The organism is Paenibacillus sp. FSL R7-0297 (genome assembly GCF_038009025.1).
Classification (GTDB): domain Bacteria; phylum Bacillota; class Bacilli; order Paenibacillales; family Paenibacillaceae; genus Paenibacillus_AQ.
Genome location: NZ_JBBPAQ010000001.1, coordinates 7,106,443 through 7,120,214 on the forward strand (window position 1 = coordinate 7,106,443; position 13,772 = coordinate 7,120,214).

The 13,772-nt window shown below is 47.7% G+C and carries 8 protein-coding genes; 1 reads left to right on the forward strand and 7 read right to left on the reverse strand.

Annotated elements, in window-relative coordinates; genetic code table 11:
• Positions 1–31: 31 nt before the first annotated feature.
• The 4 genes from MKZ24_RS30745 to MKZ24_RS30760 form a co-directional block, all read right to left on the reverse strand.
• Positions 32–1,120, reverse strand: a complete 1,089-nt coding sequence (locus MKZ24_RS30745; protein ID WP_340789597.1) for a LiaF transmembrane domain-containing protein — start codon at positions 1,118–1,120, stop codon at positions 32–34.
• A gap of 19 nt (positions 1,121–1,139) precedes the next feature.
• Positions 1,140–1,637: a hypothetical protein gene (locus MKZ24_RS30750; RefSeq protein WP_042233408.1), complete on the reverse strand. Its 498-nt coding sequence runs from the start codon at positions 1,635–1,637 to the stop codon at positions 1,140–1,142.
• 124 nt (positions 1,638–1,761) lie between these two features.
• A complete protein-coding gene (locus tag MKZ24_RS30755) occupies positions 1,762–2,226 on the reverse strand; it encodes a zf-HC2 domain-containing protein (protein ID WP_042233407.1) in 465 nt (154 codons plus the stop codon).
• Positions 2,223–2,765, reverse strand: a complete 543-nt coding sequence (locus tag MKZ24_RS30760) for an RNA polymerase sigma factor (RefSeq protein WP_042233405.1) — start codon at positions 2,763–2,765, stop codon at positions 2,223–2,225. Before MKZ24_RS30760 ends, MKZ24_RS30755 begins: the two co-directional genes overlap by 4 nt.
• A 272-nt stretch (positions 2,766–3,037) precedes the next feature.
• On the opposite strand from MKZ24_RS30760, the gene MKZ24_RS30765 reads away from it, so the two are divergent.
• Entirely contained in the window at positions 3,038–4,183 is a 1,146-nt protein-coding gene (locus tag MKZ24_RS30765; protein WP_081956401.1) for a response regulator, read from the forward strand.
• 108 nt (positions 4,184–4,291) lie between these two features.
• Here MKZ24_RS30765 and MKZ24_RS30770 read toward each other — a convergent pair whose 3' ends face one another.
• The 3 genes from MKZ24_RS30770 to ilvC all read right to left on the reverse strand — a co-directional run bounded on the left by MKZ24_RS30770 (position 4,292) and on the right by ilvC (position 13,634).
• The gene (locus MKZ24_RS30770) at positions 4,292–10,648 is read right to left on the reverse strand and encodes a SpaA isopeptide-forming pilin-related protein (RefSeq protein WP_340789603.1); all 6,357 of its coding nucleotides are present in this window, start codon (positions 10,646–10,648) and stop codon (positions 4,292–4,294) included.
• Positions 10,649–10,994: 346 nt separating this feature from the next.
• The gene (locus tag MKZ24_RS30775; RefSeq protein WP_042233401.1) at positions 10,995–12,536 is read right to left on the reverse strand and encodes a 2-isopropylmalate synthase; all 1,542 of its coding nucleotides are present in this window, start codon (positions 12,534–12,536) and stop codon (positions 10,995–10,997) included.
• Positions 12,537–12,641: 105 nt separating this feature from the next.
• Positions 12,642–13,634, reverse strand: a complete 993-nt coding sequence (gene ilvC / locus MKZ24_RS30780) for a ketol-acid reductoisomerase (protein WP_039301500.1) — start codon at positions 13,632–13,634, stop codon at positions 12,642–12,644.
• Between the last annotated feature and the right edge of the window lie 138 nt (positions 13,635–13,772).

A 13,772-nucleotide genomic window follows, 5' to 3' on the forward strand; every position in this document is an offset into this window, starting at 1 on the left:
CAATTATCCGGTAAACAGCTCTTTGTGCAATTTACTCTGCGGTGTCCACCGTCACAGAACCATTACTGGTGGACAAAGTAACCTCATGGGTTCCGCTGCCAAGCACAGCTGTTCCATTGTCATCATCGCCGTCCCAGGTAACATTCCCTTTAAGCGAGCCATTGCTCGTATCCGCATGGATTGTCGCATCTGTAACAGCCGGCAGGCCCACCACAACCTTGCCATTGCTGGATTTCAGCTCCCAGTCGCCTGTCACCGCAGAATTGACCGTAATCTTGCCGTTGCTGCTCTTGGCAGATAAGGAGCCGTCGATATTGCCCAGTGTGATCGCCCCGTTCGAGCTGACCAGCTCCACTTTACCCTGTATATTCTGCACGGTTACTGTACCATTGCTGGTGTGAGCCTCCACGCCTCCGGTAATATCATGGATATCCATTGTCCCGTTGCTGGTGTCCACATCAATGCCTGCCGTCAGACCGGCAGCTTCGATAGATCCGTCGCTGGTCTCTACCTGGGCGGCTAAATTCTGCGGAATGCTGACATTCAGGTAAGGAGCTTTAACATTGATCCCGAATTGAATGTTCGCGAGCCAGCCGGAATCTCCTTCCAGCTCCATGACAATCGTGTCCCCTTCGGTCGTCACTTTCCATTTACGCTCCAGTGCGCTTGCTGCTTCACTGTCCGTATTGCCCGGCAGCTCCAGCTTTCCTTCATACTCAAGGGTGTTTCCTTGCACGCCTTCAATCTTAACCTTGCCGTCAGGCAATTCAATCCGCACATTCTTAATTTCCTGATTCACTTCTACCGTCCCGCTTACCGGGACAAGCGTTGTATTGCCCAAGATACTGCTCAACGAACCGCCGGCCAGTACCGTCTGTGCCCCGCTTGCAGCGACAAGCACGATAATGAGTACAATCGCCCAGCCGCTCACGCGGCTCTTGACATCCGATTTAATGAAGAGCCTAAGCAGCATCTCCAGCCCGAACAGAATAAGCAATGCCGGCCAGATATAGCCCAGCGCCTCGTAAGTGATTACATCGTACTGGGCGAGTACTACAATGACCCCAATCACAATGCAGCCTATCGCGGCGGTAAAGCTGCCGATTTTCCATCTCCCCATGGTTCATTTCCCCATTTCACTATACTTTAGAATTGTTCTTCAGCATTCTCAGTCCATATCCGATCAAGGCAAGAGACAGCAGGATCGCCCCGATGTTCATGTCATTGAGTATTCTCCAGAGGGTTGGGAATGCCGTAATGAGCATTAGCATAATACCCGCTATTACACAGCCTATGCCTACCCATACCGGATTAACATCATCATGCGGATACACCGGAGGTGCCGGCATCCCCATAGTCCAAGGTGCCCCGAAGCTGTCCGGATGGAACATCATCCGCTCATGCTCAGCCGCAGAGAGCTTCATCCAGGCCGCTTTTTGCAGCGCATCGAATAGCTGATAGAACCAGAGTGCTGCCAGCGCGAACGGAAATACGGTGGGCATCGACGGAATGAACATAATACACAGCGATGCTCCAAGCATATACTCAAGACCCAGCTTTTTGAAGCCTAAATACATATGGCCCAGTCCCGGAACCATCGCCAGGAGAAAGGTGAGCCAGCGTCTTTTCTTAATCATATAATACCCTCCTAAAAGTTTTGCGGAACATCCGCTTCTTCGAAATCTTCTTGCAGCAGAGCTGCTGCTATCGTACGCAGGTTTTAGTATGAATTAGCCGGAATAGCCCCTGCGGATTGTTGGATTATTTGCCTTGAGGGCCGAACCAGGCGCTGACTGAAGTGGACATTTGCCCATTAATTTCGGTAATGCCATAGGCAAGGTGTTCGAACACACCGAACTGCAGCAGGAGAAAAGTCAGCCCCACGGCAACGCCATAATGCATCCAGGAGGTTCCCGGGGCGGTACGCCGTCTGGACATTGTTGCTTTAATCACCCGTTCCCTGCGGCCATTCTCCATACGGTCAATCTTAGCCATCACATCCGCTGTAAGATCAGGGAAGTTCATAGGCTGCATTGCTTCCTGGCCAAGGCCGTCCAGCCCTGCTTCCATCTCATTCCACAGCGCTGCGAGACCGCGTGCCTCTTCCAGCCACTGCGCGCAGTCGGGACAGGACTCGGCATGCAGGCGGATTGTCTGCTGCGCCTCAGGCGGCAGCTGGCCATCGATATAATGCGGCATCCATTCTTTTACTGTTGCACAATTCATCGCCATTCCTCCCCGCTTTTGCGCATCATCTGTCTGGCCCGATACAGCTGCGATTCAACCGTTTTGACCGAAATCCCTTTCTGATCGGCAATCTCCTGATACGAGTGTCGCTGAAAGTAGTACAGCTGCACAACCGACCGGTACGGCTCTGTCAGACTGTTCAAATTCTCACCGAGCTCCTGGGAGGCTTCCTTACGGAGCGCCATCTGCTCAGGCGTTTGCGAAGTCACCCAATCATTCTCCGTGTAGTCCGCAGTGCTCCGGTGCCGCCATTCCCGGTCATTGGCCCGTTTCCAGTCCAGACAGGTCCGGTAAGCAATACGGTACAGCCAAGTGGAGAAGGAGGACTGTCCTCTGAAGGAGGGGAGAGCCTTATAGGCTTTGATGAAGACTTCCTGGGCCATATCCTTGGCCGACTCGGCTTCTCCAGTGATTTTGATGCATACACTATATACCATGCCCTGATAACGCGTCACCAGGTGCCCAAAGGCCTGATGCTCTCCGCCGAGCACAGCAGTAATCCACTCCGTCTCTTCCACGTAATTCTCCCCTCCTTCAGTTACATAACGTTAGACGCCGGGCAGGCTGATGCCCCTGCAGGATATGTAGAATTTTTTAAAAATAATTTTTGTAGTCTATTCTACTTTACTATATCCTACATGGAGCTTATCCTCTACAGAAAGGGAATTCCCTTTTCTTGTCGAAATCATTTATCATCATGGCTAGGCAGCATACAAATAGAAGCGGCTGCTCCCCCTTAAGAGCATGTTATCCGTTTCAGCGATAAAGATAAGGAAAGCGGTGGACAGAAATGATTCGAGCTATGCTAGTGGATGATGAACGTCTTGCACTTATAAAACTTCAGCTCATGCTTGAAGAATTAACGTCAGTACAGATCCTTGCCGCTTTTACAGACCCTTATGAAGCGGTAAAAGCAGCGCCGGAGCTGGACCCGGAAGTTATTTTCCTGGATATTGATATGCCCGAGATGAATGGAGTTCAAGCTGGTGAAATCCTGCAGAATCTTTGCCCCCGTGCCAAAATCATATTTGTGACCGCATACAATAACTACGCTGTAGATGCTTTTGAACTAAACGCGCTTGATTATGTATTGAAGCCGGTAAGCAGAAGCAGGCTGGTGAAGACTATCCAGCGGCTGGAGGAACGGATAGAGCTGGAGCCCGACAAGAAAATTGCAGATCATCAAATCATGATCCGCAGCCTCCAGTCCCTGCGTTTCGAGCGCGGCGGACAGCCACTAAGCAATATTCGCTGGCGTACCTCGAAAGCCCAGGAGCTGTTTGCTTATCTTTTCCATAACCGTAACCGGTTTGTCAGCAAGGACAGCCTGATCGATCTCCTGTGGCCTGATTTCAATCTCAAAAAAGCCTCAACCCACCTGTACACTACCATTTATCAGGTAAGGCAGTGCTTGAAGCAGGGAGAAATCGATCTCCCCATCAATAATGTCAGCGGCGGAGAAGGCTATACCCTGGAGACCGGAGGCGCTTTAATTGACAGCTACGAATGGGAGAAAGGCCTTCTTACTCTGGAGCCGGTCAGTGCAGGCAATATTCAAGAGCATCAGCGTCTGCTGGATTTCTACACTGGTGATTATTTGGCCGACTACGATTATTTGTGGGCTGAGAGTGAACGTCAGCGGCTCCGGACGATCTGGCTGCATCATGCACTGAGTCTGGCAGCATTCTATATAGAGACCAGCAAACTCCCGGAGGCTGTTACGATATATCAGCGTCTTGTCCGTCTTCAGCCTTATTTCGAGCAGGGATATTTCGGACTTATGAAAACGTATGATATCATCGGTGAACGCTCAGGGGTTGAGGAGCAATATAACACGATGACAGCTCTTTGGAACGGGGAACTGGGGATCAGCCTGCCGGCAAATATAACCCGGTGGTACGAGGAATGGAAGCAGAATAATTTCAGAAGTCTGTGAATTAATCTTATGCTTCTGCTGAATATAAGAACAAGACAACCCGCCCGGAGCATTTGCTTCGGGCGGGTTGTCTGTATACCACTGTAACCTTGTTTATGCTATCACTTATTACTCCGGTTTATTGCGTGTCTTGAATCTCCGTGCCAGGATTATCCCCAGAACGATCAGTCCTCCACCCATCAGATACAATGGAAGCGGGCTTTCTTCACCTGTCTTAGGGAGATCTCCAGGCAGGCCATCTTCACTGGAGGTTGTATCAGTTACCGTACCTGTCGGCACTTCGTCAACACCCACCTCAATAATAATATCCTGATCATTGCTGTCTTCATCCGTTACAGTAATGGTGAACTTATCCTTGCCGGTATATCCCGGATCAGGAGTATAAGTCCATTTGCCGTCTGGTGTAACGACTACTGTACCATGTGTCGGTTCCACGCTAAGGCTTGGAATGCCGCCCAGCGGAATCTCCCCCTCGATTGGAATATCCTGAACAGTAGTTGCTGACGTAGCCTGTGGCGTCGGTGTACTGCTTACTGCAGGTGCAGTAGGACTTAAGGTCGCTATTGGTGTAGGTCCCGGTGTAACCGCTACGCCAGGTACTCCTGTTGCTGAAGGACCAGGTGTACTAGTTACACCTGGCGTTACCGTACTAACCGGAGTAGGTGTTGGGGTAACCACCGGGTACGTTCCGGGCGCTCCTGTCGGTGCCGGTATGTCTTTATTCGTAATTGGGGCCAGCACCTGTTGTACCTTCGAATCAATGATGATGCTGCGCTCCGATGAATCCAAATAATAGCCTATAGGAGCCACGGTTTCCTGCAGTGTGTATACTCCAAGCTTCAAATCCTTAAATTCAATCTCACCATTCATGTCGGTAATTCCCGTTGCAACTACGCTCTTGCTGGAATCATAAAGCTTAAACTCAGCCCCGGCAAGCTTTCTCGCTGCATTACCTTCGGCGATCTTAACGAGCTTGATTGAACCCAAGGTCTCTTGGTTTGTGATTGGTGCTAATACCTGCTGCACCTTTGAATTAATCGTAATAGTGCGCTCCGTTGAATCTATTTCATATCCTGTTGGCGCCTTGGTTTCTTCCAGCGTGTACGTGCCCAGCTTCAACTCATCGAACACAATTTCACCGTTCGCATTGGTAGTTTTCGTTGCTACCACAACCTTGCTGGAATTCGTGAGCTTGAACTCTGCTCCGGCAAGCTTTTTGGCGGCATCAGCGACGTCTACCTTGATGAGCTTGAGCGAACCCAAGGTTTCCACGTTCTGAATGGGAGCCAGCACCTGCTGGGCCTTCCCGCTGATTGTGATGTTACGCACTGTTCCATCCAGATCATACCCGGCTGGAGCCTTGGTTTCCTCCAGTGTGTATTTGCCTAGCTTCAAATCATTAAATACCAGTTCACCACTAACATTGGTGGTGCCTGTTACTACCGCACCGCTGCTGGAATTCGTAAGCTTGAACTCTGCTCCCGTAAGCTTTTTGGCGGCATCAGCGGCGTCTACCTTGATGAGCTTGAGCGAACCCAGGGTCTCCTGGTTCTTAATAGGGTCGAGCACCTTCTGTACATTGGAATCAATCGTGATATTCTGTGGAGTCCCCTCCAAGTCATATCCGGCTGGAGCGGCAGTCTCCTCCAGGGTATAGACTCCGACCTTCAAATTATCAAACACAATTTCACCATTGGCATTGGTAGTCTTTGTTCCTACCACAACCTTGCTGGAATTCGTGAGCTTGAATACAGCTCCTTCAAGCTTCTTATTCCCGTCAGTTGCATCGACCTTAACAAACTTAATCGAGCCTATGGTCTCTATATTTGCAATTGGGCTCAGTACAAGCTGATCCTTCGAAGTAATCTTGACATTGCGTACCCTTGCATCCAAATCATATCCGTATGGGGCCTTGGTTTCCACCAGGGTATAGTCCCCAAGATTCAGATCAGTGAATTCAATCTCACCATCGGCATTCGTAACACCCGTCACCGCTACATTTGTGCTGGTATTCGTGAGTCTGAACTCTGCTCCGGCCAGCTTTTTATTCACATTATAATAATCTACCTTACTTACCTTGAGTGAGCCCAAGGTTTTGGTGTTCTTAATTGGGTCCAGCACCAGCTGATCCTTTGAATCAATCTTGATACTACGCACTGTTCCATCTAAATCATATCCGGTTGGAGCCTTGACTTCCTCCAGTGTGTACGTTCCAAGCTTCAAATCATCGAATACAATTTCACCATTGGCATTGGTAGTCCCTGCCGCAACCACAGTATTGCTGGAATTGTATAATTCGAACTTTGCTCCTGCAAGCTTCTTCGTTCCGTCCGCTGCATCCACCTTTATGAGCTTGAGTGAGCCTGTGGTTGCTTTATTGGGGATCGACGGCAGAACCTGCTGTACTTTCGAATCAATCTGGACATTACGCACCGTCTCATCCAATTCATACCCAGTTGGAGCTTCGGTCTCCTTCAGTGTATAGTCTCCAAGCCTCAAATTATTGAAAACTATTTCACCATTGGCACTGGTAGTCGCCGTTGCCACCATAGCATCGCTGGAATTGTACAGTTCGAACTTCGCTCCGGCAAGCTGCTTCGTTCCATCCGCGGCATCTACTTTAACAAGCTTGAGTGAACCCAAGGTTTCTTTATTCGTAATTGGAGCCAGCACCTGCTGTACTTTCGAATTAATCGTGAGGTTGCGCACCGTGGAATCCAAATCATATCCGGCCGGAGCCTTGGTTTCCTCCAGTGTATATGCTCCAATCTTCAGATTATCGAAAATAATTTCACCACTGGCGTTAGTAGTTGCCGCTGCCACCATGGCATCGCTGGAATTGTACAACTCGAACTTCGCTCCGGCAAGCTTCTTCGTACTGTCAGCTGCATCTACCTTAACGAGCTTGAGTGAGCCCAGAATTGCTGTATTCTTGATCGGTTCCAGAACCTTCTGCACATCCGAATCAATCGTAATGCTCTGCTTTGTTGAATCCAATTCATATCCGGCCGGAGCAGCTGTTTCCTGATAGAAATAGGTTCCGAACTTTAAATTACTGAATACAATTTCCCCGCTGGCATTGGTAGTAGATGTTGCCACTAGAGTATTGCTGGAATTGTATAACTCAAACTTTGCTCCTGCAAGCTTCTTCGTTGCATCATCTTTATCTACTTTTATTAGCTTAAGCGAACCTTGAAGTGCTTCATTAGTAACCGTCACGGCCTTTTGTTGAGCCGGATCAATAGTTACGGGAACACTATTACCATTAAGCTTATATCCAGCCGGTGCTTTAGTTTCTTTGTATGTGTAGCTTCCTCCCATTAATTTCGTAAATAATACTACGCCGTTTGAATCGGTAGTTCCCGTTTCGACCAATTTATTCGTAGTATCATACAGTTCAAATTCTGCACCTGCAAGTTTTCTGGACGAATCATCCTGAGCAACCTTAGTCAGCTTGAGCGAGCCGTTATAATCATTCGTAACGGTCAGCAGAACAGGTGTAGAAGAATTAATGGTTACCGTCCGCACTGTAGTATCCAGTGCATATCCGGAGGGTGCGTTTGTTTCCTTTAGAACATATTTACCGGCCCGCAAATTAGTGAACTCCAGATTGCCAGCTGAATCGCTGGCTGCTTTCACTGTATCCTTCAGTTCTGTGCCTACAATACGATCCAGGGAGAACTCAGCACCCTGCAGATTTTTAGTTTGGTCTGCATTTGTTTTCAGCACCTTAAGCGAGCCTTTCACACCGCTTCCCGTGCCTCCGGTATCAACGATGGTGAAGTTTTGGGTGAATGAAGAAGGTTTACTTACCAGTTGGGACCCCAATCCACTGAACGATACAGCATTGGTTACAGGTACGGTCCCTACTGCCGCAATGACTGACTTATAGGTGAGAATGTATGGTTTATTAATGGTGTTCGTAAATGCCAGCTTGAATGTATCCTTGCCGGTACTATCCGTGATGAAATCCAGCGTATAATCCTTGTCACGCTCAAGCTTGGTAGCCGTAACATTTACAGTACCGTTCGCAGGGTTAACAGTGGTCTCAACCAGCTGGAAGCTTTCAGGCAGCAGTACCTGATTACTACTCGGAGTATCCACGACTTGAACATTGCTCACGTTTGACTGGTTTGCATTAATCGTTACTGTCCAGTTAATGATAGTTTGATCAGAACTATCCCGAGATCCGGTTTTTGTTACATATTGTCCGCCATTCGTTACACTTGCACTGCCGGATAATACTTCCGAGACTGGCTTATCGTCCGAGTTATTAAAAATGGCGTTATTAGCAACGCTAGACAGGTTAATATCACCGTCTTTGAACTCCGTTTTAAAAACTACATAGAAAGCATAATCCACGCTGTCTTTGAATTTAACCTTGAGCAATTTATCTGTTACAGTAACTGTGTAGTCTGTACCCTCAACCAAAGCAGGATTTACAGAGTAATGTGCTCCATCAGCACCATAATTCAGCTTATTAACGATTACAGTACCCGCAACTACCTGCTGACCCGCCGGAAGGGTATCAACCAGCTCCGCACCTGCAGCGAGCACTCTTTTATTATAGTTCGCTCCAACTGTCCAGGTGATTTTCTTACTAGCTATATCATACTTTCCTGTCTTAAATCCATTCTTAATAACCTTACCGTCTGGAGTGAATGTTGAACTTGATGTCTGAGCACTGCTTGATGTTTTTTCATTCCACACAATGGATGCAGTATTAATGAAATATTTTGAAGCAGTGATCAATGAGTAATAATCAAATTTTGTACTGTACGTAATCGTGTAAGCCTTAGTAATTGGCTTTAAAAATTTAATCTCAAAACCCTCATTCACCTTAAATTCACCAGAGCCTAAATTGGTGATCTCATAATCTGTACCTTCAACAAGCGCAGGCGAAATATCCGGTTTCCCGATCAGTTGCAATCCTGCGTTAGTAAATTTATCGGTAAGTACCAGGTTTGTCATAGTTCTGCTGTCTTCATTAACCTTAATAGTCCATTTCACGGTCTTGTTCAAGTAGTCTACATCCGTACCGTTATTTACAGCCTGCTTGTTCAAAATACGTTGGGTAGTCGAAGTACTCGCTTGAACAGTTTGCCCGTTATAAGTCGCCTTATTTACGATGCTCTCACCAGTGTATACCCGCTCAGCTACCTTTGTCTTATAGACAATCCGGTAGGCAGATTGAATATCATGGTTGAACTGAAGCTTAAATCCAGCTGTACCTGATACGTCAGGTAGTTTGGTAAGCGTATAATCCGTATCTGCAAGCAACGTTCCGTCATCTGTTCCAGACCCATTTTGATCGAGCTTGACTTTATAGATAATCATTGAATCAGCAACATAGTCTTGGGATATGTTGAAATAGTCAGTCAGGACAGCATTATTCGACGTTATTGACTTTTCATTATAATTGAACCGAATCTCCCAAGTAATAGTCTCATCTGAGGAATTATATCCGCTTGTAAACTTTTCCAGCGTTTTGCCCAAGTTAATATTAACCTCTGCAGAGGCAGATTGAGGTGAGCCATTAGCAGTCAGTGTAGCAGTATTATTAAACTTTGTTTGCTCTGTTGTACTTATGTTCTTGGTAGTAAACTTTATCCGGTAGGCTTCATTTATTGAATTTTTGAATTTCAGATCCAGTTTGGTCAGATCACTTGCGGTCGTGTCATAGAGTGCAGAACTGACCTGCCCGCCAAGGGTTAAGTTTCCTTTAACATCCACCGTCAAGGCATATACAGCAATAGAAGCCGGATCCAGCTCCAAGCCTGTCTGCATGGGGTCCGTAATTACAGCATTATCAAGTTTGTTCAAAAGCGTATTTACATCAACCGTCCAGTCAATACTGCTGGCATTATATTTTTGCGGCATTGGTGTTCCGGTTTTGGTGATAGCTTTGCCGTTACTGGGTTGAACCTGGAGTGTAATTGAGTTATTGGCATTTCCCGCTATCGGAAAATGGAGCACCTGCGTTGTGCTGCCGGTAACTGTAGTTGAGCTTAGGGTAGATTCAACCCAAAAAGTGCCTTTTATATCTAATAGCCCTTCAATATTTTCATTAAAAACAAATACGACTTTATTATCAGCACCTACAGTATAAGTACCGATTCCATTAGCGAATTCACTATTAACCAGCGTACCGGAATACGTTTGATTAATTTTTAATTGGGAAGGAAGGGTGTACGTGTATGTAGCGCCTTTGTCATACTTTGCATCCGGAAGCTCATATGTCAAATTCAGCTTAACCATAGAATCCAGCTTGTACACACTATCCGTAACCTGCATCCCATTTTCGTAAACCGAGAGTGTTACAGTTTTAACAATATCTTCGGTAATTTCTGTGTTCACTGCATCCGCATTTACATTGGTGAAGAAACCCATTGCCTGAGCAAATGTTGTTACAAATAGTATTATTCCAAGCCCCAGTGCCCATTTTTTCTTTTTCAATAATCTCAAGACCTCTCCCTCTTTCATATGTATAATTTGTTCTTACCTCAGTCGTGGAATGATCAGATTAGACATTAGAGCAGTGACATGAACATTTTCTGAACAGCTAAGTAATTTCTCCATTTCTCACTCCAATTTCCTAAAAACCGCTTAGTATTGACAAAGAAAGTGCCAAAAGGCGTGTTTATGACAAGTTAAATTGTAACTAAAGTCACTGATAAATCACTGACAAACCGCTCATAGACCATAATTCCCCCAGGAAAAACAAAAAAAGCCATCCGGTCAGCAGAATGTTCTGCTGGCCCAATGGCTTAACCATAGGTTTCAATTAAGTTAAAGCTACTATATATACCGTTTACAGGCTGGCCTGGTCAGCCGGGAGCAGCGACTTACGCTTCTCAATCAGCTTGTTCAGCGCATCCAGATAGGCTCTGGCACTCGCTTCCAGAATATCGGTACTGAGTCCGCGGCCCTGCGCTGCGATTTCGCCTTGGGACAGCACAACATGAACCTCACCCTGCGCGTCTTTGCCTCTGCTGACTGCCTTGATCGAATAGTCTCCCAAGGTGACTTCTTCACCAGTAGCCTGATCAATGGCGTTATAGATCGCGTCTACGGAACCATTGCCCTCAGCAACTGCCACAATCGGCTGCGGCTCCTGCCCGTTAATAATAACTTTGGCCGTTGGCGTAGCTTCATTACCATAAGTCACATATATCGTCTGCAGGCTGAAGGTCTCCGGTGTATCGATCAGCTTCTCTTCCAGAAGAGCCAGAATATCCTCATCCGAGACTTCCTTCTTCTTGTCCGCCAGATCCTTGAACTTGGCAAAAGCGGCATTCAGCTCTTCCTCCGGGACGTCATAGCCCAGATCACTGAGCTTGTCGCGGAAGGCATGGCGCCCGGAGTGCTTGCCGAGCACCAGCTTGCTCTCTTTGAGGCCGATCGTTTCAGGTGTCATGATCTCGTAGGTGGTCTTCTCCTTCAGCATGCCATCCTGATGAATACCGGATTCATGGGCGAAGGCGTTGGCACCGACGATGGCTTTATTCCCGGGCACTACCATCCCGGTCAGCTTGCTGACCAAGCGGCTGGTACGGGATATTTCCGACAGGACCAGTGAAGTTTTGGCGTCAAAAAATTCGCTCCGGGTCTCCAGCGCCAGCGCTACCTCTTCAATAGCTGTGTTCCCGGCCCGCTCTCCAATACCGTTGATGGTCCCTTCAATCTGATCTGCACCATTCTGAATCGCAGCCAGCGTATTGGCGGTGGCCATCCCCAGATCATTATGACAATGTGCACTGAGCTGTACACGTTCGATATCAGGCACCGTATCCTTCAGGAATTTGAAAATCGCTCCGTATTCCGAAGGATTCAAATAGCCCACAGTGTCAGGGATGTTCACCACATTGGCACCTTCACGGATCGCCATCGACACCATTTCAGCCATGAAATCACGTTCTGTCCGGCCGGCATCCTCCAAAGAGAACTCCAGCTTGGGGAAATATTTCTTGGCATAACGGATAGCCGACTGCGCAGTTTCCAGTACCTGTGCTTTATCCATACGGAGCTTGTGCTGGCGGTGAATCGGTGATGTAGCAAGAAAAATATGAATACAAGGATCCTGTGCACCCTGCAGCGCTTCCTTAACCGCATCGATATCACTCTCTCTAGAACGGGAGAGGCCAATCAAAGTGACGTTCTTCACGGCTCTGGCCACTGCGTTAACCGCAGCCAGATCTCCGGGTGAAGCCGCAGGGAATCCGGCTTCCATCCGGTCAATTCCCAGCTTCTCCAGCTGATAGGCGATTTCCACCTTCTCGCGCGTGTTGAGGTTCACACCCGGTGACTGCTCTCCGTCACGCAGCGTCGTGTCGAACACATATATTTTCCGCATGCTGAGCACCTCCTGCAAATTGTCCATAAATCCCCAAATGCGGCTCGCAAAATTACGGCCGCATCTGAGGATCACCTATGGTTCATGTAGTCTTAAGTATATGTCCTATTTCTTAATCCAGTGCATCATTTCACGCAGCTGGCTCCCTACCACTTCTACCGGATGAGCGGCTTCATTGCGGCGGGTAGCAGTCAGGAAGGCGCGGCCGGATTGGTTCTCAAGGATAAAGTCGCGGGCGAATTTACCTTGTTGAATATCGGACAGCACTTCTTTCATTGCTTTTTTAGTTTCATCCGTGATGATGCGTGGTCCAGTTACATAATCACCGTATTCAGCTGTGTTGCTGATGGAATCGCGCATAGTGGCAAGTCCGCCTTCATACACCAGGTCCACAATCAATTTCATTTCATGCAGACACTCGAAGTATGCCATCTCGGGAGCATAACCGGCTTCTGTCAGTGTTTCGAATCCGGCTTTGATCAGTGCGGATACACCGCCGCAGAGGACAGCTTGTTCACCGAACAAATCTGTTTCTGTTTCTTCACGGAAGGAAGTTTCGATAACTCCTGCACGGGTACAGCCGATACCTTTGGCATATGCAAGTCCGATCGCCTTGGCATTACCGGTTGCGTCCTGTTCAATGGCGATCAGGCCGGGAACTCCGAAGCCTTCAACATAAGTACGGCGGACCATGTGGCCCGGGGACTTAGGTGCTACCAGCAGCACGTCTGCATCCTTAGGAGCAACGATTTGACCAAAATGTACGTTAAAGCCGTGGGAGAACATCAGAGCCGCGCCATTCTTCAGGTTCGGTTCAATTTCATTCTTATATACGGATGCCTGTGTTTCGTCCGGCATGAGAATCTGCACTACATCTGCACGGGATACTGCTTCTGCAACAGACAATACTTCAAAACCGTCATTCTTCGCAGTTTCAAATGATTTGCCTTCACGCAGGCCGATGACAACCTGGAGTCCACTGTCACGTAAGTTCTGTGCCTGAGCATGCCCTTGGCTTCCGTACCCGATTACTGCAATTGTCTTTCCTTTTAATACGCTAAGTTCTGCATCCTGTTCATAGTACGTTGTAACTGCCATTGTCAATATCCTCCTTTAATTTGGACCCATCGTAAAGAGCGGGTGCTTCAAGAGCGCAGGGCTTCAATACTTATGCATTGGCGTCTCCTCAAGCCCCCGCTCTTTCGCGGGAAAACCTAACCATATCTTAATAAATTA